Raw genomic sequence first — 25,270 nt, 5'->3', positions numbered from 1 at the left:
CCACGACGACCGTCAGCCGGAGGCCCTCGCCGACACGACGAGCCCCGTGCCGCGACCCGGGAACGCGCGCTGCAGCATGCAGAACGGCCAGGTGCCGACCTGGGTGGCGACGGCCACGAGGCCCGGACCCGGCTGCAGCAGACGGTTGCTGCGCGCCGTGCGCTCCGCGGTCGTCGCTCCTTCCTCGACCACCCGTCGCGTACGGGCGACGCTGTTGCGGACCGCCTCCGTGACGTAGCCCAGCGGAGTGCCGTAGCAGGTGACCTCGATGTCGACGAGCCCGTGCCGCGTCAACTGCTCCTCCAACGCCTCCGGGTCGTACCGACGGAAGTGGCCGACCGCCTCGTCCCACGGCCCCATGCGAGAGGAGCCCGCAGGCATGGACAGCAGGAGCATCCCCCCGGGCCGCAAGCAGGACAGCCACGACTCCAGGACGGCATGGTCGTCCTCGATGTGCTCGAGGACCTCGAACGCGCAGACGACGTCGAAGCCGCCCTCGCCGCCCAGCGACGACACGTCACCGAGGACGACGCGGGCGTCGGGCGCGACCTCCCCGACGGTCGCCGCCGCGTGCTCCCACGCGACCGGATCGGGCTCGACCGCGGTGTACTGGAACTGCGAGGCGAGCCGCGCGCCGAAGGCACCGCGGCCGCATCCGATCTCCAGCAGACGCCCTTCGCCGCCCCGGAGCCTGCGCTGGACCACGTCCCAACGGAGCCACGCGTTGGGCGCCAGCGGCGCTCCCGGACTGCTCGGCCCGCCACCAACCCTCGTCGCCATCCGGTCAGAGTAGCCGCTACCCCGCACTTCTTCGCCGCGACCACGACGACCACCGGACGACGAGAACCCGGGAGCCGGTCACGCGTCCCGCACGGATGGGACAGACTAGGCGCATGCGTGGAATCATCCTGGCCGGCGGATCCGGCACCCGACTGCACCCGATCACTCTCGGCGTCAGCAAGCAGCTCGTGCCGGTGTACGACAAGCCGATGATCTACTACCCGCTCTCAACGCTCATCCTGGCGGGCATCCGCGACGTGCTGGTGATCACCACCCCGCACGACGCCGAGCAGTTCCGGCGGCTGCTGGGCGACGGCTCCCAGTTCGGCATCTCGATCAGCTACACGGTGCAGGAGCAGCCCAACGGCCTGGCGCAGGCGTTCGTGCTGGGCGCCGACTTCGTCGGCACGGACAGCGCTGCGCTCGTGCTGGGCGACAACATCTTCTACGGTCCGGGTCTCGGCACGCAGCTGCAGCGGTTCGGGGACGTCGACGGTGGTGCCGTCTTCGCGTACCGCGTGGCGGACCCGACGGCCTACGGCGTCGTCGAGTTCGACGCCGAGGGCCGCGCGCTCTCGCTCGAGGAGAAGCCGGCCAACCCCAAGAGCAACTACGCCGTGCCGGGGCTGTACTTCTACGACAACGACGTCCTCGAGATCGCGCGCGACCTCAAGCCCTCGGCGCGCGGCGAGTACGAGATCACGGACGTCAACCGCGTCTACCTGGAGCAGGGCCGCCTGCAGGTCGGCGTCCTCCCCCGCGGCACCGCGTGGCTCGACACCGGGACGTTCGACTCGCTCGTCGAGGCGTCGGACTACGTCCGCACCATCGAGCACCGGCAGGGCCTCAAGATCGGAGCTCCGGAGGAGGTCGCGTGGCGTCGCGGGTTCCTCACCGACGACGACCTGCGCGAACGCGCCGAGAAGCTGGTCAAGTCCGGGTACGGTTCGTATCTGCTCGGGCTGCTCGACCGGGAGCGTCCCTGACCTGACGGGCGCCGGCGCCCGCGAACGGACGCACTGTGCTCGACCTGACCGCCGCACGGCGCGGCACCGCTGCCCAGGCGCCGACGCGCGCGCTCGTGCCCGTGGGACCGCGACGCCGGACCCTGCACCGCGCGAGCGCGCTGGCCCTCGGAGGGCTGGCCGGTGCGGCGGTCATCCTGCTGCGGAGCACCGGCGCGCTCGAGGGGTGGGCGGCGCTCGCTTTCGCCTTCGCGGTCGTCATCGCGCTGCCGACGTCGCGGCTCGGTGTCCGCCGACTGCTCCTGACGGCCGGTCTGGCGGTCGGAGCCGTCCCAGCGCTCTGGTGGGTCGACCTGCCCCTCGGCACGGTAGGGCGCGCGGGTGCGCTGCTTGCGTCGGTCACCGGGGCGCTCGTGGCCGTGCTCGCCTGGGAGGGGCCGGGGCGTGTCCTCGCACGGACGAGGGAGCTGGTGCTCCCCCGGTGGCGCACGGTCGACCTGCTGGTGGCGGCCACCGCCGCGACCGCCGTCGTCGCGACGCGGGGCCTGCTGGCCGTCCGCACCGGACCTGAGGCGCTCGCTCGCCTGCTGCCGGCGTGGGACTTCTCGGCCCACGCCGACATGGTGCTGATGATCCGACGGCACGGTGCCGTCGTGCCCGCGCTCGGTGCAGGTCCCACGGGCGAGCCCTGGAAGTTCGGGGACTACCCGCAGGGCTACCACGCCGTCGTCGCTACCCTCATCGAGCTGTTCCGGCCCCTCCTTGGGCCGACCGCGGACGAGGTCGTGCTCTTCCTGCACGCGCACGCGATCATCTTCGGCGCGTCCGCCGTGGTGCTGGTCGCCGGCCTGTGCGCGCTGCCCACGGCACCGCGGCGGCCGGCAGCCCTCGCGCTGGCGGCAGCCGGGGTCGCCGGCGTCTTCCTGCTCGGCCCGGGCGCGTACGCCGCGAGCGCCGGCTTCCCGAACATCGTGCTCGCGTCCGCAGCGGCCGGTGCCGCGGTCCTGCTGGCGCTGACCACGCCCAGGGTCGCCCTCCCGCTGCCGGTGGCCGCGGCCGGCGGTCTCCTCGTGTGCGTCGCCCACAGCTGGGCGCTGCTCTGCGTCGTCGCGCTCCCCGCCGTCCTGCTCATCGCCGCGCGCCGCGACCGCGCGGCGTGGCGCGGTACGCCCCGCCGCTGGGCGACCGTCGCCGTCATCGCCATGGCCACGTGCGCCGGCGTCCTGCACGCGGCTGCCACCCTGCGGGCTCTGGACGTCGCCGAGGTCCTGGTCATTCCCGGAGGCATCGCCCTCCCGCAGGCGGGGCTCGCCCTGTCACTCGTGGCCGGTGCCGTCGCCGTGTGCCTCGCGCCTGGTGGACACCGGCGCCTCCCGGCCACGGCCGCCGTCGTCGCGATCGGCGCAGGGGGTGCGGTCGCGGTCGGCGCCCTGCAGGTCCTGGCGGCAGGCGAGCTGTCCTACTACTTCTGGAAGCTCGTCCTCGGGCTCGCGCTCGTGTCCGCGGTCGTCGTCGCCGCCGGCGTCGTGCTCCGCGGAGCCCCCGTGCCGTCGGTGCGGAGCAGGCAGGAACGACTGCGCCTCGTCGGTGCGGTCACCGTCGGGAGCGTGGCGCTCCTGCAGGTCCACGACGTGCTCGGCCGCTCCACCGGCACCTTCCCCGCGGAGCCGGCCCTGGTCACCACGGCCGGGGACCTCCTCGCCGGCGCCGAGGCGGCACTCGCGACGGCGACCTCGTCGCCGGCGGTCTTCCTCCAGGCGATCCCCACCCTGCACCCGGTGAACGCCCAGCAGTGGTTCCTCGCGCTCACCGGCACGTGGACCACCGCGACCGAGGCGGACGCCGCGGTCCTGCTGGCGCCCGCGGCGCCCAGCGATCTCGCCCGGGTCGTCGACGAGCGCGGCTGGCGGGTCGTGGTCGCTCCCGGCGACGTCGCGACGGTCGTCTCCGACCTCGTCGAGGACGTGCCGGTCGTGTCCTGGTAACGAGCCATCTCGATCCCGTGGACGGGCCCGGCGTCAGCTCGGCGCGTCGACGTCAGGCGGTGCTTCCCAGCACCTCGCCCGCGGCGACCCTCCAACGCTCCTGCCAGTCACCGATGGGAGCGACGCCGGCACGTGCGAACGCGTCGTGCCCCAGCACCGAGTAGGCGGGGCGAGGGGCTGCCTGGCTGTAGTCGGCGCTCGAGGTGGGTGCCACCGCCTCCGGGTCCATCCCGGCCGAGGCGACGACCTCCTGCGCGAAACCGTGCCAGGAGGTGGAGCCCGACGACGTGCCGTGGTACGTGCCGGCCGGTGCACCTGCGGCGACCAGACGCAGCACGAGGTCCGCCAGGTCACGGGTCCACGTGGGCTGGCCGACCTGGTCCGCCACGACCTGCAGCGCACCGCGCTCGGCCATCGCGCGCGCGATCGTGCGGGGGAAGCACCGACCAGCAGCCCCGTAGAGCCACGCGGTGCGCACCACGAGGTGGTCGGGGTTCTCGGCTCGGACCGCCCACTCACCGGCGAGCTTCGTCCTTCCGTACGCGGAGCGCGGCGCGGCGAGGTCCGTCTCCCCGTAGGGCGACGTCGCGTCGCCCGGGAACACGTAGTCGGTCGAGATCTGGACGATCCGCGCGCCGGCCTCACGCGCACGGCGCGCCAGGACCTGTGGGCCGGTGGCGTTGACGGCGAACGCGTCCGACTCCCGCTCCTCGGCGAGGTCGACCGCCGTCCAGGCGGCACAGTTGACGACGACGTCCGCGCCGTCGACCGTGCGGCCGACCGCGTCGGGGTCGAGGATGTCGACCGTCTCCCGGTCGTGCGCGACCACGTCGTGCCCTGCGGACCGAGCCGCCGACACGACGTCCGTGCCGAGCATCCCAGCACTTCCCATGACCACCCAGCGCACGCTTGCTCCCTGTCATCCGACGACGGCGGCTCACCTTACCCGCCCTCACCCGCCGGTAGGGTGAGTCGTCCCGCCCACCATCGAGAAGGAGCCGACGTGCACTACCGCGAGCTGAACGTGCCCGGGGCGTGGGAGATCACGCCCCAGCAGCACGGGGACCCCCGGGGCGTGTTCCTCGAGTACTTCAAGTCCGGACCGTTCGGTGAGGCCACCGGGCACGCGTTCGACCTGCAGCAGGCCAACTGCTCGGTGTCGGCGGCCGGCGTCCTGCGCGGGATCCACTTCGCCGACGTGCCTCCGGGGCAGGCGAAGTACGTGACGTGCGCCAAGGGGGCGGTGCTCGACGTGGTCGTGGACATCCGGGTGGGGTCACCGACCTTCGGCCGGTGGGACTCGGTGCTGCTCGACGACGTCGACCGGCGCGCGATCTACCTCGGCGAGGGCCTGGGCCACGCGTTCGTCTCGCTCGAGGACGACTCCACCGTGCTGTACCTGTGCTCGTCGGGCTACGCGCCCGGCCGCGAGCACGGCATCCACCCGCTGGACGCCGAGATCGGGATCACGTGGCCGACGACGGCTCGGGACGGCAGCCCCCTGACGCTGCAGCTGTCCGACAAGGACACCGCCGCGCCGACGCTCGCCGAGGCGCGCGCCGCCGGTCTGCTCCCCGACGCGGCGGCCGTGGACGAGTACCTGCGCAGCCTGCGCGTCTGAAGCCCGGGCGGTGCGCGCCGCTCCCTCAGAGCAGCGGCCGCACCGCCCGCCAGTACCCGGCCAGGGCGCTCTGCAGAATCCCCGCACCCGGCGGCAGCGGGAGCACGGCGGGGTCGAAGCGGGTGACCCACAGCTGCACCAGGTCCCGGTCGGGTACGGCGCGCTGCTGCTGCACCCACCGCCGTCGGGAGCGGACCCATGCGGCGTGCCGCAGCACCCACCACCACCCGCGCAGCTTCTGGCGGCCCCACCCCTGGGCCGTCGCCACCACCAGCATGGCGAGCTCGAACGCCAGCAGCGGCAGGGCGAGCAGCGCGAGCGTGCGGGCGCCGTAGGTGGTGAGGACGAACAGCAGGCGGTTGCGCTCGAGCAGGTACATCTTCGACGCGTGCCGACCGAAGGCGTAGTAGTGGACGACGACGGCGTCCGGCACGTACCGCACGCGCATCCCGGCCTGCCACGTGCGCCAGCTCAGCTCGAGGTCTTCCTGGTACGCGAAGAACTCCTCCGGGAAGCCGCGCAGCAGGTGCCACACCTCGCGACGCAGCACGAGCCCCGCGCCGCTGGCCGAGGCGACGTCGCCCGGCTCGGAGTGCGACGTCGCCGGCTCCCCCAGCCCACCGGCCCAGCTCAGCCCGAGGACGTGCAGCGGGTTGCCCGCCGAGTTCATGGTCTGCGGGTCGTCCGCGAGCCGCACGTCACCGGACGCGATGCCGACGGCGGGGTCCGCCGCGACGGCGACGAGGCGGGCCAGGGCGTCCGGGGCGACGATGGCGTCGCTGTTGACCAGAGCCACGTACGGGGACCGACCCTCGGCCAGCCCGCGGTTGACGCCGCCCGTGAACCCGAGGTTGCGCCCGGGGCGCAGCAGCGTCGCGCCGGTCCGCGCGCACAGCTCGTCGAGGTCGCCGCGGGTGGTCCCGTTGTCCACGAGCGTCAGGTGGGCCCGCACCCCAGCCGACGCCACGACGGCCGACATCGCCTCGTCGAGGTACGGCTCGTCGCCGTACGCGAGCATCACGACGTCGACGTCCCGGTCCACGCCGGGGCCAGGCTCGGTGGTCTCAGACATGGTCGACCTCCGTGGCGGCGGCGACACGCAGCCGGGCGAGCAGTGGGACAGCCAGCGCCAGCAGCGCGACGGCCGAACCGACGACGAGCGCGACGGCCGCGACGGTCGTGACGGGGCCTGGGACGACAGCGGTCAGCACGAGCGCGACCAGGCCGACGCCCCAGCCCGTCCCGACGGCGCGGTCCCCGGAGAGGGCCAGCAGCGCCTGGGCCGCGACCTGCGCGAGCATGAACAGGCCGCCGGACAGCGCGATGAGGGTCACGGCACCGCGACCGACGCTCGCGACGCTGAAGGCGTCCCCGAACAGCAGTGGGACGAGCGCGTCGCCCCACGCCCAGACAGCCAGCGTCCCGGCTGCAGCCAGCCCTGCCGTCACGGCCGTGACCAGGCCGAGCCGTCGTCGGAAGCCGGCGAGGTCACCGGCGCCGCGCAGCGCCGCCAGCCCCGGCAGGAGCACCGCCTGGACCGCGGCGAACATGAAGACCGGGACGCGCGCGACCGTGAGGGCCGCGGTGAACTGTGCCGTGAGCACCTGCTCGTGCGGCGCGGCACGCAGCTGCACGATGATGGGGCCGACGTTGGCAAGGAGCTGCGACGCGAGCGAAGCCAGCACGAGTGCGACGACCGCGCGGCGCAGCCCGACGGCGTCCGTCGCCTCCCCGGGCGCAACGAGACCCGCGCGACGGGTCGTCACGAGCACCGACAGGAGCGGAGCCAGCACGAGCACGAGCGCGTAGGCGCCCACCTCGCGGACGCCGAGCACGGCGAGGAGCCCCGCCCCGCCGACGCGCAGCACGCCGTCGACGGCCAGCTGCGCACCGTACGCGGGATACCGGCTGTTCCCCGCGAGAAGACCTCGCGCTGCGTACGCGACCGCCATCCCCGCGAGCCCGCCGACCAGCAGCGGCACGAGGACGGCGTGACCGTGGAACAGCCGCGCCTCCAACGCGGGCCAGGCGACGAGGCACACCACCGCCACGCCCGCCAGGAGAGCGCCGCCCGTCGCGAGCACCGCCCGCACGGCCGGACCGTTCCCGCGTCGCCGCGCCCTGAGGGACGCCGTCGTGCGCCCGAGCTCCTGCTCGAGCGGGAGGAACAAGCCGATGCCGACCGCATTGAGCAGGGTCCACAGCACGGACAGCGGGGCGAACAACGCGACCCCGAGCGCCCGTCCCGATACGGTCAGGTACGCGTACGACGCCAGGCCGTAGACGCCCAGCCCGACGGCGACGGAGAGGAATCCCCAACGGTCGCCGAGGCCACGGGACGAGGCTTCGGCGGGGGCCGTCACAGGTTCCGGCCGTCCGTGTCGGGGGCTGCGGGCGTCTCGGACGCGCTGCCGCCCTCCACGGCGCTCTCCAGCCGCTCGACGCGCAGGCGCAGCAGCGCTACCTCCTCGGCGAGCGTCTGGTTCTCGAGCTCGAGCTCGCTGACCTCGGCGCTGATCTGCACGCAGACGACGAGGAGCACGAGCAGCCCGAGGAAGAACACGAGGTTGACCGGCGTGGTGATCCCCACCAGGGCGGAGAGCCACTCCGTGACGGCAGGGAACACCGCTGCGACGAGCACGAGGAGCGCGACGACGATCCACAGGCTCGCGTACTTCTCGCGCAGCCGTCGGCGGCGCAGGAGCTCGAACATGAAGACCAGCGTGACGAGCGCCCCGAGAAGCGCGAAGAGGTGCCCGTTCATCAGACCGCCACCTCCTGCGGGACGACCGTCTCACGGCGGCGCATGAGGGACATCAGCAGCGCGAGGCACGCCCGTGCCAGGTAGATCGACGCCTTCACCGGGCTCTGCGACGGTCGTCCCGCCGAGCGCTCGCGCATGGCGACGCCGATCTGCTCGATCTGCAACCCGCAGCGGGCCGCGATCACGAGGGACTCGACGGTGTCGCCCAGGTACTCCGCGGGGTAGTGGCGGGCGAACAGCGCCACGGCCCGCGGGCCGGCGGCGCGGAATCCGGAGGTCGTGTCGGTGAGGCGCGTCGAGGCCACCCTGCTGAGCACGGCCGCGAGGACGCGCATCGCCCACCGCCGCGGACCGCGGGCCACGTACTGCCCCGTCCCGGCGAAGCGGGCACCGATCACGACGTCGGCGTGCGCGAGCCGCTCGACGATGCGCGGGACGTCACGCGGGTCGTGCTGACCGTCGGCGTCGACCTGGACCACGGCGTCGTAGCCGGACTCGAGCGCGTACCGGAAGCCCGCCCGCATCGCACCGCCGACGCCGAGGTTGAAGGGCAGCTCAAGCACGTCCACCCCGTGCGCCCGTGCGACTGCGGCGGTGCCGTCGAGCGACCCGTCGTCGACCACGAGCACCCCGACCCCGGGCAGGTGCTCGCGGATCTCCGCCAGCACTCCGGGGAGCGACTCACTCTCGTTCCAGGCCGGCAGGACCACCAGCACACGACTCACAGGGGGGACGGACACGGCGGAAAGACTACCGTCCGGGAGGGCGCCGCCGGACGGACGCGGCGCCACCGTGACAGCCCCGGCGCGACGGCGGCACGCCTACACTGTCCGCGTCGCCGGCCCGGCGGCGGAACCGTAACCGGAGGCCAGCGCCGATGTCCCGCACGCCCGTTGCCCACGACGACGACGCGGGCACGCGGAGCGGTCATCACCGACGCACCGCCGCCCGCTGGACGGCCGTCGGAGCCCTCGTCGTCGCGCTCGGGATGTGCTGGTCACTGGGCACACCGCTGATGTCCTCCCCGGACGAGCCCAGTCACGTGGTGCGCGCCGCGGGCGTCGTCCGCGGTCAGGTGACGCTTCCTGACGCGGAGCCCGACCCCGGTGCCGGCGCCGAGCCTGGCGTCGCCGGCGTCGTCCTGCTCCCGGCGGACTACGCGGCGTCCGTGCTCCTGCCCAACTGCTTCGCCTTCCAGCCCGACGTCCCCGCTGCCTGCCAGCAGGACCTGCCGGAGTCCGGTGACGCGATCGAGACGCGCACGTACGCCGCGCAGTACCCGCCCCTGTACTACGCGCTCGTGGGGTGGCCGTCGCTGTTCCTCCCCGCCGAGGCCGGGATCATGGCCATGCGCCTGGTCAGCGCCCTGGTCAGTGGCCTGCTGCTGACCTGGGGGCTGTTCCGCCTGACCCGCGTGACGGGCAACCGCGCGGGTCCGTGGGGCGCCGCCATCGCCCTGACCCCGATGTGCTTCTTCCTCGGGGCGACCGTGAACCCGGCCGGTCTGGAGATCGCCGCCGCGTTCGCCTTCTGGTGCGCCTGCCTCGGGATCGTGCTGAGCCGCGGCCCCGTGACGACGGGAGCCCTGACACAGGCGGTCGTCACCGGGGCCCTGCTGGTGAACTCGCGGTCGTCCGCGCCGCTGTGGGCCCTGGCGGTCGTCGTCGTGGCGCTCGTCGCCGCGCCGCGCGGCCGGTGGCGGGAGGTCGTGCGCCACCCCCGGTTCCGGTGGTTCGTCGCGGCGACCCTCGCCGCGTGCGCAGCGGCCGTGGCGTGGCTGGTGACGCACCCGTCCGTCGTCACGACGCGGGACCAGTACCCCGGTTTCGCCGATCCCCGCACGACCGTCCTGTCGGTCGTCGGCAAGACGTCCGAGTACCTGCTCAACATGATCGGTGACTACGGGTGGCTGGACGCGCCCTCACCGCCGGCCACGTTCATCGCGTGGTACGCGATGCTCGGGGCGGTCCTGCTGGTGGCGTTCAGCGCGGCGCGCGCGCCCCGGCTGCGACGCGCCCTGCTGCTCCTGGTCGTCGGCACGGCGGCCGCCCCGCTCGTGCTGCAGGTGCCGACGGCCGCCGACACCGGGCTGATCTGGCAGGGACGATACGCGCTGCCCCTCGCCGTGGGCGTCCCGCTGCTGGCCGCCCTGGTCGCGGACGGCACCGGCACCCCGGAGCGCGACCTCCTCCGCCGTCTGGCGCGCGGCACGCTGCCCGTGGTCCTCGTCGGCCACGTCGCCGCGTTCTACTGGGCGTCACGCCGGTACGCCGAGGGGCTCGCCGGAGAGGTCCTCACGCTCGAGCCGCGGTGGTCGTCCCCGATCGGCTTCCTCACGGGAACACTCGCGTACGCGGTCCTCGCGGCGGTGCTGGCCTGGCTCGCGTGGCGCTGGTTCCGTCCGGGCGACACCCCGGCCCTGTCCGCCGTGCAGCCCGCGACGGGTCCCGACCGGACGGCTCCCGGTGCACCGGGCGAGGCGGAGCCGGCCTCGGCGTCCGGGCCGCTCAGGGCCTGACGGCGCGACGCCGCAACGCGGCGTCGTAGGCCTCGACGTGCGCCGCGGCAGCGGCCTGCCACGTGAAGCGTGCCGCCCGGTGGACGGCGTCGGCGGCCAGGGCACAACGACGAGCCGTGTCGTCGAGCAGCGCGCGCAGCCCGGTGGCGATCGAGTTCTCGTCCGTCCCGCAGTAGGCCACCGCGTCACCACCGACCTCGGGCAGCGAGAGCTCGCGCGTCGTGAGGACCGCCGCGCCGCACGCCATGGCTTCGAGGACCGGAAGCCCGAAGCCCTCACCCAGGCTCGGGTACGCCAGCACCTGCGCGCCGGACAGGAAGCCCGGGAGGTCCTCCAGCGGCAGGTAGCCCGGGAGCCTGACCCGCAGGTGGGGGTGCTCGGCGAGGACCGCCGCGACCGTGGGCTCGACCTGGTCGTCCCATCCCCGTCCGCCCGCGAGGACCAGCGCCGGCGGTTCCGCGAGGTCGGTGACCGCCCGCCCCCACGCCCGCACGAGCGCCGGGACGTTCTTGCGCGGCTCGAGCGTCCCGAGGAACCCGACGTAGGGTCGCCCGCCCAGGTCGAGCGAGGCAGCGACACGAGCGCGGTCGCCCTCGTCGACCGGGTGGAACAGCGACGTGTCGACACCGTGGTACGCGACGTGGAACATCTCGGGAGCACCCCCGGCGTGGCGTACGACCTCGCTGGCGGTCGCGCGCGACGGCACGACGAGCGCCGCGGCGTGCGTGATGGCGTGACGTGTCGCTCGCCGGAAGAAGCCGCCCTTGAGGCGCGAGTGCAGCTCGGGGTGCGAGAAGAACGTCGCGTCGTGGAGCGTCACGACGACCGGCACCCCGGGGACACGCGGCATCGTGTAGTGCGGGCTGTGCAGCAGGTCCACCGCGAGGCCCCGGGCCAAGCGGGGCAGGCCGACCTGCTCCCAGGCGAGTCGAGCAGGCCGCCGCACGATCCGTGGCGGCGCGGCGACGACCTCGGCAGACGGCACGAGCTCGGACGTGCGAGCGGCGTCACGGGCCTGGCACACGACGGCGAGCTCCACGCCCTGCGCCACCAGGGCCGGCAGCAGCGCGTCGACGTACCGCCCGACGCCGCCACGGTCTTCGGGAACTGCTGTCGCGTCGAGGAGGATCCGCACCCGGACACCCTAGGGCGTCCGCCGTGGCGCAGCCGCCGGCGGAGCGACGCGCACGTCCCGACGCCGCGCGGCGGTGCCGCGCAGGGTCAGAGGGCCTCGCCGTGAGACGGCACGCCCGTGCCCGCGGCGGCGCGGCGCCTCGACGCCGCGCGGCGGGCGAGCAGCGCACCGAGGCCGGCGAGCGCGAGGTCCCCGACGGTCTGCAGGACGCGGGACGACAGGACCACGAGCAGGACCTGCCCGGACGCGAGCGACCCGCCCAGCATCGCCGCGAGCACCACCTCCCGGGCGCCGAGACCGGCGGGGGTCACCACGACGAGGAAGCCCACGACCCACGCGAGGGCGTACGCCCCGACGCACAGCAGGAAGGACCCGACGGTGAGCGGGAGTCCGAGGGCGGTCGCGATGACGCCGACCTGGCACCCGATCGCCAGCCAGCCCACGATCGCCCACGCGACGGCGCGGAGCGTCCCGCTCGTGGTGAGCGGCTCCTCGGGCACCGGCTGGCGCAGCACGCGCATGCCCAGCGCCAGGCACCTGTTCAGGACGGGCGGGACGAGCAAGAGGACCATGACCGGTGCGGCCCACCACAGCCAGCGCAGGTCCAGACCCCTGGCACCGACCGTCGCGACCGTGAGCACGCCCAGCGCCAGACCGGTGACCACGGAGACGAGCACGGACACACCCATGGCGGTGACCGACCGGCGGCGCGGGATCCGGTGCACCGCTCCCATCTCCCCCGCCGCGACGACGTTCCAGACCCCGCCGGGCACGTACTTGCCGAGCTGGCTGACGCCGAAGATCACCAGCGCGTCCGTGCGCGGCAGCGGTGAGCCCAGGTCGGCGAGGACCGTGCGCCAGGAGGCCCCCGTGCACACGAGGAAGACGGCCCCCAGCGCCGCGGCCAGGAGCACGGCCCCGGCCGAGAGGCTGTCGAGCGCCTCGAGCAGCGTCTCGCGCTCGACGACGACGGCGACCACCGCGGCCCCGACCGCGACCACGACGAACCCCGTCCGGACGGCGGGGTTGCGCAGCAGCGCGAGCAGCCGACCCATCAGCGTGCCCGCAGCCGCTCGTCGAGCGGCGCGACGACCGACTCGGGACGGAAGTGGGCGTCCGCCCAGGCCCGGGACGCGGACCTGCGACGGGCGAGCTCCGCCGGATCGCTCGCGAGCTGCCGCAGCGCCTCTGCGAGGGCCGCCGCGTCACCGGGCGGGACGAGGACCGCCGCAGAGCCGAAAGCCCGGCGCTGGGGTGCGGTGTCACCGGTCACGACGACGCACCCCGCGGCCGCACCCTGGAAAGCCTTGTTGGGCACCACGAGCCGGGCCTTCTCGCCGTCCCCGAAGATGCCGAGGCACACGTCGTGCTCCGCGACGAGGGCGGGGAGGTCGTCCGGTTGGACCCAGGGCAGCCGGCGGATCCTTGGCACGTCGGCGAGCAGCCTGTCGACCAGCTCGCCGTCCTGCCCCTGGCCGACGATCGTCGCGTCCACGGCACCGTCGAGCGCCCGCAGCGCCTCGGCCACCACGCCGGCGCCCTGCAGCGGGGTCATGACGCCGTAGAAGACGACGCGCAGCCGGCCACCGCCGTCCGGCTCCGCAGCCTCGTTGCGACGCGCGCCGAACCACCGGTCGTCCGCCCCGACCGCGACCACCACGGTACGTCGGCGAGCGTCCGGGTCGAGCGCCTGTGCGTGCTCCTCGGTGTCGACCACCACGACGTCGGCCCGTGCGAGCGCGAAGCGGTCGAGCGCACGCAGGAGCCGCTGCTTGACCCGCCCCTGCTCGCCGCGGTCGCGAGCCGTGCCCGCACCGGAGATGAGGTAGTCCAGGACCACCGGACACCTCGGGGACAGTGCGCGCACCAGCGCGACGTCGAAGTGCCCCATGTGGCCCACCACGACGGCGTCCGGCGCCGGGCCCCGACGCGCGGAGACCAGACGCGGCCCCAGGCGGGACCAAGCGCGCACCAACGCCCACCCGAAGGCGGGCAGCCGAGAGGGGCGCCGCAGGACCTCGACGCGTCGCCGGGTGTCGAACCGCAGCGGCTCGACCACCTCCTGGACGGTCCAGCCGCGCCGCGCCAGCCCTTCGAGGAGCACGCGGATCCTCGGGTGCGCACCGCTGTCGTACGTGCCCGCCGCACGGAGCACCGGGCCGGCGCCTTCGTGGTCCGGGCCGCTCCGCGGCCGACGGACACCCTCGGTGCGGGTCACGCGGCCCCGTCGGACGACGCGGCGACCTGCACCGGCTCCGTCGACCAGCTCTCCCAGTCAGGACCGTTCTCGAGCTCCCGGCGGTACTGGAGCTCCTTGATCCGCTCGAGCTGCTCCTCGAGGAGGATGCGGTTCGTGCGCTGAAGCTCCGACAGCACGCCGAGGGCGAGCGACAGGAGCGCCGCGACCGCCATGATCGCCCCGAAGATGAGCGACTGGACGTTGCCGGCGGCCTCGTCGTTGACGATCCACAGCACCAGGAACCGGATCATCGGCACGAAGGCGAGCACCCCGAAGACGGCAGCGAGTGTCACGAAGACTGCCTGGGGCTTGAACATGAGGTAGCTCCGCACGATCGCCGCGGCGGACTTCCGCATGTGCTGGAACATGCTCGTGAACAGCCGTGACTCCCGCGTCTTCGCGTTGGTCGTCACCGGCACGCTGACGATCTTCAGGCGCTTGTGCCCCGCCTGGATGATCGTCTCCATGCAGTAGCTGAACTCCGTGACGACGTTCAGCCGCAGCAGCGCCGGACGCGAGTACGCGCGGAAGCCGCTCGCCGCGTCGGGCAGGTCGGTGTCGGCGGCACCGTTGACCACCGCGCTGCCGAGGCGCTGCATCATCTTCTTGAACGGCGAGAAGTGGGCGATCGTCGCGGTCTGTCGGTCCGCGATGACGATGTCCGCCTCACCGGAGACGATCGGCGCGATGAGGTCCGGGATCCGGTCCTGCGGGTACTGGTTGTCGCCGTCGGTGTTGACCACGACGTCCGCGCCGTGGGCGAGCGCGTAGTGCACGCCGTCCTTGAACGACCGTGCCAGGCCCATGTTCCGGGTGTGCCGCACGAAGTGCCGCACACCGTGCTCCCGGGCCACCTCGACGGTCCGGTCGGTCGAGCCGTCGTCGATGACCAGGATCTCCAGCTCGACGCCGTCGATGTGCCGAGGGATCGACGCCAGCACGGCGGGGAGCGTCGTCTCCTCGTTGAGGCACGGGATCTGAATGAAGACCTTCACGTCACGTCCTGGTGGTGGTGGACCGGAATCGGGGCAAGTCTACCGAGGCCTGACGCCACCCGGACACGTGACCAGGAAGGCGCCCCTCGGGATGGTCCCGACTGCTAAAGTTTCGGCGCCCAGTGGTCGAACATCCGATGAATCACTGGCACACGGATCGATGCGGCCACGACGCCGAGACGGCCGCAACAGACGGTCCGCGGACGCGCAGCCGGCAGGACAGGTGGGAAGCAGCAGTGAAGAGGTACAACTTCTACGGATTTCTGACCGTAGAGCTGAACACCCGCCACCGCGGTTATCGGCGATATTTCGACAATGAGTACCTGCGCATCGCGCAGGGCGACCCGGCAGCGGCGACCGCCGCCACGATCCGGGTCCACGTCGTCGACGACCTCCCGGACGCACGGCCCGGCGACATCGTCCGGCACACGCGGTACAAGCGGCTGTTCACGTACCGGACGCTCGTTCGCGGCCTGGAGACCGACCAGGTCGACATCTACTTCGGTCGGCACTGGGTCGACCGCGTCTACATGAACGCGATTGGCGTGTTCCTCCAGGCCCAGGTGCTCGAACCCGTCATGTACTACAAGTTGCTGCACAGCGGCGTCCTGTTCATGCACGCGGCGGGCGTCACCAAGGACGGCGAGGCGATCGCCCTGCCCGCCTACGGCGGCACGGGCAAGACCACGCTGAGCATCGCGCTGCTCGCGCAGGGGTTCCGGTTCCTGGGCGACGACCTGCTGTTCGTCGACACGACGTCGGGCATCGTCCACCCGTACCCGCGGCCGCTCCACATCTTCACGTACAACGTCCGCAGCCTGGTCGGCGCGCGCATCCCGCTGCGCTACCGCGCGGCGGTGTACGGGAAGAACGCCATCCGGTTCGTCCTCGAGCGCGTGCTGCGGACCGAGTTCCTCATCTCGACGCGCATCCACGCGGACGAGATCTTCCCCGGTGACGTCTTCGGCAGCGCCGCGCCGGTCGGGGGCATCGGCTTCCTCCGGAAGGACGGCCCGGCCACCACGACGGTCGACGTCGGCGACGACAACGCCCGCGAGCTCGCCGCGGAGGTGGCACGGTCGGCCGACCTCAACGACTCGATGCGCGACCTCGTGTCGGGCGACGCGACGTTCGACGAGAGGTTCACCCGCCTCGAGCTCGACGTCATCGAGTCCCTGCTGCGTCGCGCCGGCCGGCTGACGTACGTCAACACGCGGGCGCTCACCGACGCCGACCGCGCGCGGTTCGCCGATCTGGTCCATGGACAGGGCTGAGCCGCGGCGGGGACCATCCGTCCTGGTCCTGGCGTCCACGTTCCCCACCCACGCCCAGGACCCTGTCCCGGCGTTCGTGCACGACCAGGTGGTCGCCCTCTCCGAGGAGTACCCCGAGCTCGTGATCCGCGTGGTGGCTCCGCACGACCGGCGCTCCGCGACCCAGGACCGGACGCGGCACGCAGGCTTCGAGGAGATCCGCTTCCACTACTTCTGGCCCCGGTCGGGCGAGGTGCTCGCCGGACGCGGCATCATGCCCGCGCTGCAACGGAACCCGTGGCTGTACGTCGCGGTCCCGTTCCTCTTCCTCGGCGAGTTCGTGACAGCGCTGCGCGAGGCGCGACGGACGCGCCCTGTCGTCGTCTACGCACACTGGTTCACACCGCAGGCCATCGTCGCGTCGTGGGTCTCGAGGCTGACGGGGATCCCCTTCGTCTTCACCACGCACGCCTCCGACGTCGACGTCTGGCACCGGCTGCCGGTCCTGGGACGCCTCGTCGTGCGTTCGACCCTGCGGCGGGCCGCCGCAGCGTCCGCGGTCTCCTCGCAGACGCTCGCGCGACTGCGACGGTTCGACGAGGACGACACCTGCGGCGTGCCGATCCACATCATCCCGATGGGCACCAACCTGCCCGCGCGGGTGCACGACGGGACGATCCGCGAGCGTGCGCGCGCACGGATCCAGGCGGCTCCGGACGAGCAGGTGCTGCTGTTCGTCGGGCGTCTCGTCGAGAAGAAGGGCCTGCCCTACCTGCTCGACGCGCTCGCCGCCGTCCGCGACGACCTGGGCACCTGGCGGCTCGTCGTCGTGGGCGACGGACCGCTGCTCGACGAGCTCGTCGCGCTGGCCGACGCTCTCGGCCTCGCTGACCGCGTCACGTTCGCCGGCTACGCCACGGGCGAGGACAAGGAGGCGTGGTACCGAGCGGCCGACACTCTCGTCGTCCCGTCGGTCGTCGCTTCGAACGGCGACATGGAGGGCCTGCCGGTCGTCCTCCTCGAAGGCCTCTCCTACGGCCTGCCGTGCATCGCGACCCGCCAGAGCGGCGCCGACGACATCCTGCAGGACGGCCGCACGGGGCTGCTCGTGGAGCAGCGCGACGCTGCCGGGCTCGCAGCCGCGCTCGTGCGGCTGACCGCGATGCCTCCCGAGCAGCGCGAGCAGCTCGCGCTCCGAGGGCTCGAGCTGTCGCACGAGTTCTCGTGGGAGCGGCTCGCGAAGCGGCACTACGAGGCGCTCGTGGCCCCGTTCATCACACGCACGGACGCAGGGCTGTGAGCCGTCGGCGGATGACGTCGCGCACCTGGATCCAGATCGGCTTCAGTGCCGTCGTCGTGGTCGCGGTGGCCGTCTACCTCGTCCGGATCGACTGGGCCCAGCTGGAGGGGCTGCACCTCTCCGCCGCCCCCCTGGCCGCCGCGACGGTGCTCGCGCTCGGGTTCCGGTACTGGGGCGCGCTGGTCTGGCTGCACCTGCTGAGACGCCTGGGCGCGCGCGACGTGCACCGGTCGGCACGCGAGCTCTCGTACGTCTACGCCAAGGCGTGGCTGGGTCGGTACGTGCTGGGCGCCGGCACCTGGATCGTCGGCAAGGTCTACTTCGCGGCTCAGCACGGCGTGAGCCGGTCGAAGCTCGCCGTGAGCGGCACCCTCGAGGCCGCGCTGCAGCTCATCTCGACGCTGCTGGTCGGCCTCGCGCTGCTGGCCCTGGACCCGCGCCTCGACGCGTTGGGGGGCCGTGCGACGGTGCTGTCCGCCGTCGCCGCCGGCGTGTGCCTCCTGGCGCTGGCACCTCCCGTTCTGCGTCGCCTGCTGGACCTCGCCTATCGCCTCGCCCGCCGGCGGCTGCCCGCTGAGGACCGCCCAACCTGGTCGCTGGTCCTCAGCGGGGGCGGACTGTACGTGCTCGGCACGCTGCTGACCGGCGCCTCGTACTACCTGCTGGCCCGCGCGGTGTACTCCGACCTGCCGTGGAGCGACCTGGCGTACGTCGTGGGCGCCGCCAGCATCGCGTCCGCCGTGAGCATGCTGGCCGTCTTCGCGCCAGGAGGGCTGGGCGTCCGCGAAGGTGTGCAGGCTCTGTTCCTCAGCGCGCTCATGCCGCTCGAGGCCGCCGTCGTCGTGACGGTACTGACGCGGTTGTGGAGCGTGGCCGTGGACGTCCTCTTCCTGGCCTGCGCCGCAGCGCTGCGCCCGCGGGGCGGCGCGCCGCGCACGGTCCCCGCGTCCTCGGGCACCACGGGAGACGGTTCGTGACCGCCCCGACGCCCGGGGCGGTGGCTGCCGGGGCGGCGCGTCGGCTGCGGGCAACGGTCGACCGCGTGCCGGCCGCCCCCGCCGTCCTGTGGGCCGTGACCTCCGCTCTGCTCGCGGTCGCGACGGTGCGCGCACGCCACGACCTCAACAACATCGACGGCATCTCGTACATCTCGATCGCGCGGCAGTACGCGTCGGGGCTCTTCGGCTCCGCCGTGAACGCGTACTGGTCGCCGTTGATCAGCTGGCTGGCGGCGCCCTTGATCGCACTCGGCGTCGACGGCGTCGTCGCGATCGTCGCCGTCTCCGCCGTGGGCGCCTCCCTGGGCCTCGCGGCCGGCGGCGCGCTGGTGTGGTGGGCGACGCACGGCCGCAGCGTGCCTACCCTGCTGTTCATGGCGACCGCCGCGGTCTTCTACCTCGCCAACGTCCGGTCGCTCACGCCCGACGTCCTCGTCGTGAGCTGGACGACCCTGTTCGCCCTCGTCCTCGCGCGCTTCGACGAGTCCCTCGCGACGGGTCGCCACGTCCGACGGCACGCCGTGCTGCTCGGCGCCACGTGCACGCTCGGGTACGTCACCAAGCTCTTCCTCGTGCCCGTCGTCGTCGTCGTGCTCGCGGCCTGGCTCGTGCTGCGGCTGCGTGACCGCACGGCACGACGCCAGGTGGCCGCTGCGGCCGGCCTGGCGGTGCTCGTCGCCGGCCTGCTCGCGGCACCCTGGGCCGCCGTCCTGTCGTGGAAGTACGGCGAGGCCACGATCGGCTCGTCCTTCGCCGTCAACATGAGCGCGAAGGTCGACCCGACCGGCGGCGCGGCCGCGCGCGAGCCGGTGCTGTGGGCGCCACCGAACGAGCACGCGATCTCGTTCGGCGAGGACCGGACGTTCCAGGTACGGACCGGCGGCGGGTCGGACGGCGGCGGGCAGGAGACGCAGCAGCTGACGGTGCGCGACCGCCTCACCTACTACGTCGAGCAGCGGCTGCTGGCCTTCCCGTACTACCTCGAACGGATCCGCAGCTTCGCTCCCTGGACCGTCCCGGTGCTGGCGCTCGCCACCGCGGCGCTCGTGCTCTCGCGAGCGGGCGAGGCACGGCTGCGCCGGACGACCCTCGCGCTCGTCCTCACCGGCTGGGTGTACTTCCTCGGCTACGCCGGCGTCACCACCGCCGCGACGCAGGGCGGGAACGCCCGCTACTACTGGCCCCTGCTCACCCTGTCCTCCCTGGCGGCGTACAGCGCGCTGCCTGCCCTATGGCAGCGGTTCGTGGCCGGCCGCGGCCTCGTCGTCCGCACCGCCGCCGCGATACTCGCCCTGCTCATCCCGCTGACGGCGGCGTGGGAGCACGGGGCCGGGGTGCGTGCGCCGTTCAGCGTCGGCGGCAAGGCCCGCGGTGTCACCCACGCCCTGGCCGCGTCGCAGCCCCCCGACATCGCGCGCCTCGCCGGTGAGATGCGTCCGTTCGTGCCGGCGGGCTCCGCGATCCTCGGGAGCAACTACCGGGCGACACTTCGGCTGGCCTACTACCTCGACGCCCGCGTCTTCGGCCGGGCCGACCAGGGGTACGACCTCACGGACCCGTCCTTCCGGCAGCAGGTCCGCGATGCAGGGATCCGGTACCACCTGCAGTTCACACCTGTGGCGGGTGCCGATCCCGACCTCACGGCGCTCGGTACGCCGCTCGCGACGTTCACGGCGCTGACGACCTGCTCCGACGTCGCCGGCGCCCCGATCGAGCAGTGCCGCGTCTCGGTGCGCGAGGTTCGTCCGTGAGGTCGGGCGGCACCCCTGATCGATCCGTACGACCGCTCGTCGGCGTGATCCGTTCCGTGCGCCGCTCCGGTGGACGGGCCGTGGAGCGAGCCGTCCGTGCCCTGCAGGACCCCGCGTCGCGTGGCGTCACGCTCGTCACGGCCGCCGCCTGGTGCGGGCTCGCCCTGTTCGTCGTCGTCGGTGTCGGCTCCGCGCTGCTCGGCCGGACGGTGTTCGCCGCGACCGACATGCTGGGCGCGTACGCGCCGTGGGACGGCGTCCTGGCCGACACCCCCGCACGGAACCCGTGGCCCGCCGACACCGTCGACTCCGTCATCCCGCGGCTGCTGCTGCTCAAGCACGCGCTGCTCGAGGGCGACATGCCGTGGTGGAACCCGTACGTCGCGGGGGGCAGCCCGTTGGGGTCGCTGCCCGACTCCTCCATGTTCTCGCCACTGACGCTCCCCTGGCTCCTCGTGCCGGACGTGTACGCGCCCGGCCTGGTGAAGCTCCTCGAGATCGCCGTCGGCGTGGGCGGGATGGTGCTGCTGCTCCGGCGGCTCGGCCTCGGGCCGGCCTCGTGGGCCGTCGGCAGCCTCGCCTTCCTGTCGAGCGGGTTCATGATCGCCTGGACCGGTTGGCCGCAGACGCGTGTCGCCGTGCTCCTGCCGCTGCTGCTGTGGGCCGTCGACCGTGCTGTCGAGCACCGCCGGTGGCGCGACGCGCTGCCCCTGGGCGCCGTGATCGCCGCGATGCTGCTCGGCGGGTTTCCCGCGGTGCTGCTGCACGGGGCGTACGCGTCGCTCGTCCTGGTGGTCGTGCGCCTGTGGCACGCCCGGGCGGCGCTGCGCGAGTGGCTGCGGTCGGTTGCTGTGGCGACGAGCGGCGCACTGCTCGGAGCCGCCCTGTCGGCGTGGCAGCTGATCCCCTTCGCCCTCAACACGACCAGCGCCGTCAGCCTGGACCGCCGCCTGCAGTCCCCGGAGATGCACCTCGACTGGTCGGCGCTCGCGACGACCTTCGCCCCCGACGTCCTCGGGGCTGTCGACGACCCGCTGTGGGGCGGCTCGCGCAACCCGGTCGAGCGGCTGTCGTACGTCGGCGCCGTGACGCTGGTGCTCGTCGTCCTCGCCCTCGCCGTCCGCTCCCGCCGGGCGCTCTCGTGGCCGCTCGTCACGGCGGCGACGGGCGGTGCCGCCTGCGTGGCCGTCGTCTACTCCGGACTGGCGCTGGGCCTCGTGCAACGGCTGCCCGGCTTCGACGTCAACTACGTCGGCCGCGTGCGAGGGCTCCTGGGACTGGTCGCGGCCGTGTGCGCCGCCTACGGGATGGAACGCCTCGTCCGGTCGGTCCGGGCACGCTCGACCGACGTGCCGCAGGCGGACGCCCGCTCGGACGACCACGAGACCGTCCCCCGGCCCACCCGTCGCCCCGTCCCCGCCACCGCGTGGGTACTCGGCGGTGCCGCCGCCGTGGCCCTGGCGGTCGCGGTCGTGCGTGCGCTGCGGGCTGCACCGCACGAGCAGGTCGGCGCTGCGTGGACGGGTCTCGTCGTCGGTGTCGTCCTTCTCGCCGTCGCCGTGACGCTGCTGCTCGTCGCGCTGCGCACCTCCCGTCGGTCCTGGGCTGTCGCGGCCGCGGTGTGCCTGCCCCTGCTCATGGCCGTGCAGGCGGGCCAGGTCGCTCACGCGTGGTGGCCCCGATCGCCCGTGAGCACCTTCTACCCCGAGACGCCGACGCACGAGGTCCTGCGCGACCGGCTCGGGAGCGACCGCTTCACCAGCACGGGACTGACGATGCTGCCGGGGAGCAGCACCGCGTACGGGCTGCGGTCCGCGACGGGGCACGCGTTCCACACGGAGGAGTGGCGCGCGCTCCTGGAGTCGGCAGACCCCGACGCCATGCGCAGCGACACCTACTCCACGATGACCTCGGAGGCCCTGGGCTCCCCCGCCCTCGACCGTCTCGCCGCGCGCTACGCCGTGGTGGAGCCCGGGGCGGAGCTGCTCGGGGACCTCGAGCGCACGAGTCGCCCGCGGGGCGACGCACCGCTCCTCCAGGGTGAGTGGGCCACGTCGGCGGAGCTGGACGGCCCGGTCCGGGGCGTCCGCGTCGACCTGGTGATGGGCCTCGTCTTCGCGTCCGGCCAGGAGGGCACCCTCGTGCTCGAGCTGGTCGACGACGACGATCGCGTCGTCGCCCGGACCGCGCAGGTGACCCGCGGGTTCGCCCACCCCGGGAGCGTGTGGATGGCACTGCCGTCGGTGGACGAGGAGGGGCCGCTCCGCGTGCGGCTGCGTGTCGACGACGCCACCGTCACCCTGCAGACCGACCGCCAGGGCCGGTGGGCGACGAACGTGGTCCGTGCCGACGACGACCTCGTCGTCGTCCACACGGGCGACGCGACCGTCTACGAGCGCACGACCGCGCTCCCCCGGTTCCGCTGGGCGTCCGAGGTCGTGGTGGAGGACGACCCGGAGTCGCGGGTCGCGCTGCTCGCGGGGGGTCACCTGGACGACGACGAAGCCGTCCTCGACGTGCCGCCCGCCACCACGCCGACCGCCGGTTCGCGCGGGGTCGTGCGCGTCCTGCAGGACGACGACCGGATCGTGCTCGACGTGGCCGCCGACGGTGACGGTGTGCTCGTCGTCGCCGACGCCCGGCGGCCCGGCTGGCACGCCCGCGTCGACGGCCGGCCGGTCGAGCTCATCGGGGTCGACCACGCGCTCTCGGGCGTCGAGATCAGCGCCGGACAGCACACGGTCGAGCTCACGTACGCGCCGCCCGGCCTGGTCACGGGCCTCTGGACGACCACGGCCGGCGTGGTCGTCCTGCTCGCCGCAGGTGTCACGCTCGCCGTGCGGCGGTTCCGGGCCCGGGGCGACGAGGGCCGGCCGGCGAGGAGCTGAGCCGCCCGGGACGGAGGGGGCAGACCGCGCACGCGCCGTCGCGCACGTCCGTCGAAGCGGTCGAACCGGGCGTGTCGGCCGCGCGCCCGACCGGTGTCCGTGGTCCCCTCGACTTAACGCCCGAGCACAGGAGACACCCATGTCCGACCCTCGCCGCGCCGCCGCCGTCCTGCTGAGCGCCGCCCTCGCCACGTCCCTCGTCGTCCTGCCGGGGTCCGCCGCGACCGCGGCGACCGAGGCGGACGGCTCGGTCGACGTCACGGAGCTCGACCTCGTCGGCGTGCGCTCGGACCTCGTGAGCTCGCTCCCCGACCCCGAGGACGTGCCGCTCGCGGAGGAGGCGGAACCGGCGACAGCGAGCCAGGACGCGACCGTCGACGACGCCGGGTCGACCGCTTCGTCGGGCGAGGGAGGGCGGGTCGTCCGCACCGCCCTCGCCGCGACGCCGACCGAGGACGACGAGCCCCGCACGTCGGCGACCGACGCCGAGCCCACCGCCCCGGCCGCCCCCTCCGAGCCTGCGGCGAGCCCGTCGGCCGCGCCGCGTGGCGCCGCGCCGAGCCCCGACGTCACGGCGCCGTCGCCGTCGCCGTCGCCGACCGCCGGTGCCGGCACGACGCCCACTCCGGATGTCCTGACCGCACCGCTCGACACCGCGCCGTTCACCGTGCTCGGGCTCACGTGGCAGGACGAGCCGGGCCTCGACGACGTGGTCGTGCGCTACCGGGTCCGGGAGGCGGGCAGCTGGTCGGAGTGGGTCGGCGTGTCGGCGTCGGACATCGCCCCGGACCTCGGCACCCCGGATGCCGAGGCGGGTGCGCGTGACGGGACGGACGCCGTCGTCACCGCCGGCGCCGACGGCCTCCAGGTCTGGGCCGAGGCGGGCAGCGGCAGGGTCACGGGGCTCAAGGCGGTCCTGGTCGACCCCGGCGAGGCCACGGTCGACGCGCGCGCGACCGTCGGGGCGAGCACCGGCGCCGGCAGGGCGAGTGACGCCGCCGTACGCGACGCCGCGGTGCTCGCGGCGGCCGCCCCCGCGCGCCCCGCCATCATCAGCCGCGCCGGCTGGGGCGCGGACGAGTCGCTGCGCGGCTGCACGCCCGACTACTCCAACTCGATGGTCTCGGCCGCCGTGCACCACACCGCCTCGGCGAACGACTACTCCGCCGACGCCGTTGCCGGGATCATCCGCGGCATCTACTCGTACCACACGCGTCCGGAAGCGGCCGGCGGCCGGGGCTGGTGCGACATCGGCTACAACTTCCTCGTGGACCGGTTCGGCCGGACCTTCGAGGGACGCGCCGGCGGCGTGACGAGCACCGTGGTCGGTGTGCACACCGGCGGCTTCAACAGCCGGACGATCGGGGTGTCCGCGATCGGTAACTTCGCGACCACCGGGGCCCCCGACGCGATGGTGGAGGCCATCAGCCAGCTCATCGCCTGGAAGTTCTCGGTCCACCGCATCACCGCAGGCACCAACGTGACGATGGTGTCCGGCGGCGGTGCGTCACGCTTCCCCGCGGGCACCGTGGTGTCGTTCCCGACGATCTACGCGCACCGCGACGCCGCGACCACGACGTGTCCCGGCCAGTACCTCTACGACCGTCTGGCCCAGATCCGCGCACGCGTCGCCCAGCTGGCGAACGCCGCGGTCGCGGCCTCCCCGCGCGGCGTCGTCGACGCCTACCAGGGCGGCTCCGGCATCACCGTGCGCGGCTGGGCCTTCGACCCCGAGACCGACGCGTCGCTGACGATCCGCGTGTCCGTCGGTGGCAAGGTCTCCGACATCGCCGCCGACCGCGCCCGGCCCGATGTCGCCGCCGCCTACGGCGTGGGGTCGCGCCACGGCTTCGACGCGCGGATCACGGCCGCCAACGGCAGGCACGTCGTGTGCGTCACCGCGGTCAACCGGGGCTCCGGCGCGGACGTCGTGCTCGGCTGCGCGCTCGTGACCGTCAGCAACGCGGCACCCGTCGGCGTGCTGGACGCGATCTCCACGACGCCGACGACCATCTCCCTGCGTGGCTGGGCGCTCGACCCGGACACGACGGCCCCCATCGGGGTGCACGTCTACGTCG

Annotated in this window: 20 protein-coding genes; 10 read left to right on the top strand and 10 right to left on the bottom strand. The window is 73.7% G+C overall.

Going from position 1 to position 25,270, the window contains the following annotated elements; genetic code table 11:
- Positions 1-12: 12 nt before the first annotated feature.
- Positions 13-780, bottom strand: a complete 768-nt coding sequence (locus IR158_RS05555) for a class I SAM-dependent methyltransferase (protein ID WP_291808346.1) — start codon at positions 778-780, stop codon at positions 13-15.
- A gap of 113 nt (positions 781-893) precedes the next feature.
- Here IR158_RS05555 and rfbA point away from each other — a divergent pair, with 113 nt between their 5' ends.
- Positions 894-1,766 (top strand): glucose-1-phosphate thymidylyltransferase RfbA, encoded by an 873-nt coding sequence (gene rfbA, locus IR158_RS05550; protein WP_291808349.1) that lies wholly within the window; start codon positions 894-896, stop codon positions 1,764-1,766.
- A gap of 35 nt (positions 1,767-1,801) precedes the next feature.
- A complete protein-coding gene (locus tag IR158_RS05545; protein ID WP_291808352.1) occupies positions 1,802-3,730 on the top strand; it encodes a hypothetical protein in 1,929 nt (642 codons plus the stop codon).
- 52 nt (positions 3,731-3,782) lie between these two features.
- Here IR158_RS05545 and rfbD read toward each other — a convergent pair whose 3' ends face one another.
- Entirely contained in the window at positions 3,783-4,637 is an 855-nt protein-coding gene (gene rfbD / locus IR158_RS05540; protein ID WP_291808355.1) for a dTDP-4-dehydrorhamnose reductase, read from the bottom strand.
- A 96-nt stretch (positions 4,638-4,733) separates the two neighbouring features.
- Between rfbD and rfbC the strand changes: the two genes are divergently transcribed.
- Complete coding sequence (gene rfbC / locus IR158_RS05535) at positions 4,734-5,351, top strand: dTDP-4-dehydrorhamnose 3,5-epimerase (RefSeq protein ID WP_291808357.1); 618 nt, start codon at positions 4,734-4,736, stop codon at positions 5,349-5,351.
- Between the two features lie 25 nt (positions 5,352-5,376).
- Here the strand turns inward: rfbC and IR158_RS05530 are convergent, their stop codons facing one another.
- Genes IR158_RS05530 through IR158_RS05515 form a run of 4 tightly spaced genes read right to left on the bottom strand, consistent with a single transcriptional unit; the run spans position 5,377 to position 8,855 of the window.
- Positions 5,377-6,423: a glycosyltransferase gene (locus IR158_RS05530; RefSeq protein WP_291808361.1), complete on the bottom strand. Its 1,047-nt coding sequence runs from the start codon at positions 6,421-6,423 to the stop codon at positions 5,377-5,379.
- Positions 6,416-7,714: a hypothetical protein gene (locus IR158_RS05525; RefSeq protein ID WP_291808364.1), complete on the bottom strand. Its 1,299-nt coding sequence runs from the start codon at positions 7,712-7,714 to the stop codon at positions 6,416-6,418. The genes IR158_RS05530 and IR158_RS05525 overlap by 8 nt, the downstream gene beginning before the upstream one ends.
- Positions 7,711-8,115 carry a DUF2304 domain-containing protein gene (locus IR158_RS05520; protein ID WP_291808367.1) on the bottom strand — a complete coding sequence of 135 codons (405 nt, stop codon included), beginning with the start codon at positions 8,113-8,115 and terminating at the stop codon, positions 7,711-7,713. Before IR158_RS05520 ends, IR158_RS05525 begins: the two co-directional genes overlap by 4 nt.
- Positions 8,115-8,855 (bottom strand): glycosyltransferase family 2 protein, encoded by a 741-nt coding sequence (locus tag IR158_RS05515; protein WP_291808370.1) that lies wholly within the window; start codon positions 8,853-8,855, stop codon positions 8,115-8,117. Before IR158_RS05515 ends, IR158_RS05520 begins: the two co-directional genes overlap by 1 nt.
- Positions 8,856-8,992: 137 nt before the next feature.
- Between IR158_RS05515 and IR158_RS05510 the strand changes: the two genes are divergently transcribed.
- A complete protein-coding gene (locus IR158_RS05510; protein ID WP_291808372.1) occupies positions 8,993-10,633 on the top strand; it encodes a DUF2142 domain-containing protein in 1,641 nt (546 codons plus the stop codon).
- On the opposite strand, the gene IR158_RS05505 is transcribed toward IR158_RS05510, so the two are convergent.
- The 4 genes from IR158_RS05505 to IR158_RS05490 form a co-directional block, all read right to left on the bottom strand.
- Positions 10,623-11,768 carry a glycosyltransferase family 1 protein gene (locus IR158_RS05505; protein WP_291808374.1) on the bottom strand — a complete coding sequence of 382 codons (1,146 nt, stop codon included), beginning with the start codon at positions 11,766-11,768 and terminating at the stop codon, positions 10,623-10,625. The genes IR158_RS05510 and IR158_RS05505 overlap by 11 nt on opposite strands.
- Positions 11,769-11,854: 86 nt before the next feature.
- Positions 11,855-12,823, bottom strand: coding sequence for a lysylphosphatidylglycerol synthase domain-containing protein (locus IR158_RS05500; RefSeq protein ID WP_291808376.1), 969 nt, complete (start codon positions 12,821-12,823; stop codon positions 11,855-11,857).
- Positions 12,823-13,923 (bottom strand): glycosyltransferase family 4 protein, encoded by a 1,101-nt coding sequence (locus IR158_RS05495; protein ID WP_291808378.1) that lies wholly within the window; start codon positions 13,921-13,923, stop codon positions 12,823-12,825. Before IR158_RS05495 ends, IR158_RS05500 begins: the two co-directional genes overlap by 1 nt.
- A gap of 59 nt (positions 13,924-13,982) precedes the next feature.
- Complete coding sequence (locus IR158_RS05490) at positions 13,983-15,002, bottom strand: glycosyltransferase family 2 protein (protein WP_291808380.1); 1,020 nt, start codon at positions 15,000-15,002, stop codon at positions 13,983-13,985.
- A gap of 236 nt (positions 15,003-15,238) precedes the next feature.
- On the opposite strand from IR158_RS05490, the gene IR158_RS05485 reads away from it, so the two are divergent.
- The 6 genes from IR158_RS05485 to IR158_RS05460 form a co-directional block, all read left to right on the top strand.
- Positions 15,239-16,276 carry a hypothetical protein gene (locus IR158_RS05485; protein ID WP_291808382.1) on the top strand — a complete coding sequence of 346 codons (1,038 nt, stop codon included), beginning with the start codon at positions 15,239-15,241 and terminating at the stop codon, positions 16,274-16,276.
- Positions 16,263-17,555 carry a glycosyltransferase gene (locus IR158_RS05480; protein ID WP_291808385.1) on the top strand — a complete coding sequence of 431 codons (1,293 nt, stop codon included), beginning with the start codon at positions 16,263-16,265 and terminating at the stop codon, positions 17,553-17,555. Before IR158_RS05485 ends, IR158_RS05480 begins: the two co-directional genes overlap by 14 nt.
- A gap of 11 nt (positions 17,556-17,566) precedes the next feature.
- Positions 17,567-18,532, top strand: coding sequence for a lysylphosphatidylglycerol synthase domain-containing protein (locus IR158_RS05475; RefSeq protein WP_291808387.1), 966 nt, complete (start codon positions 17,567-17,569; stop codon positions 18,530-18,532).
- Positions 18,529-20,304 carry a hypothetical protein gene (locus IR158_RS05470; protein WP_291808390.1) on the top strand — a complete coding sequence of 592 codons (1,776 nt, stop codon included), beginning with the start codon at positions 18,529-18,531 and terminating at the stop codon, positions 20,302-20,304. Before IR158_RS05475 ends, IR158_RS05470 begins: the two co-directional genes overlap by 4 nt.
- An 80-nt stretch (positions 20,305-20,384) precedes the next feature.
- Complete coding sequence (locus tag IR158_RS05465) at positions 20,385-23,192, top strand: YfhO family protein (RefSeq protein ID WP_291808393.1); 2,808 nt, start codon at positions 20,385-20,387, stop codon at positions 23,190-23,192.
- A gap of 139 nt (positions 23,193-23,331) precedes the next feature.
- The coding region (locus IR158_RS05460) for an N-acetylmuramoyl-L-alanine amidase (protein WP_291810549.1) at positions 23,332-25,270 on the top strand (1,939 nt) is incomplete at its 3' end.

This window comes from Cellulomonas sp., from assembly GCF_015234515.1.
Lineage (GTDB): Bacteria > Actinomycetota > Actinomycetes > Actinomycetales > Cellulomonadaceae > Cellulomonas.
This window is presented reverse-complemented; position numbering and strand designations above follow the sequence as displayed.

Coding starts and splice junctions, on each gene's coding strand:
- IR158_RS05500 (WP_291808376.1), bottom strand. CDS start 12,823: ATGGGTCGGCTGCTCGCGCTGCTGCGCAACCCCGCCGTCCGGACGGGG.
- IR158_RS05510 (WP_291808372.1), top strand. CDS start 8,993: ATGTCCCGCACGCCCGTTGCCCACGACGACGACGCGGGCACGCGGAGC.
- IR158_RS05475 (WP_291808387.1), top strand. CDS start 17,567: ATGACGTCGCGCACCTGGATCCAGATCGGCTTCAGTGCCGTCGTCGTG.
- IR158_RS05530 (WP_291808361.1), bottom strand. CDS start 6,423: ATGTCTGAGACCACCGAGCCTGGCCCCGGCGTGGACCGGGACGTCGAC.
- IR158_RS05480 (WP_291808385.1), top strand. CDS start 16,263: ATGGACAGGGCTGAGCCGCGGCGGGGACCATCCGTCCTGGTCCTGGCG.
- rfbA (WP_291808349.1), top strand. CDS start 894: ATGCGTGGAATCATCCTGGCCGGCGGATCCGGCACCCGACTGCACCCG.
- IR158_RS05520 (WP_291808367.1), bottom strand. CDS start 8,115: ATGAACGGGCACCTCTTCGCGCTTCTCGGGGCGCTCGTCACGCTGGTC.
- IR158_RS05555 (WP_291808346.1), bottom strand. CDS start 780: ATGGCGACGAGGGTTGGTGGCGGGCCGAGCAGTCCGGGAGCGCCGCTG.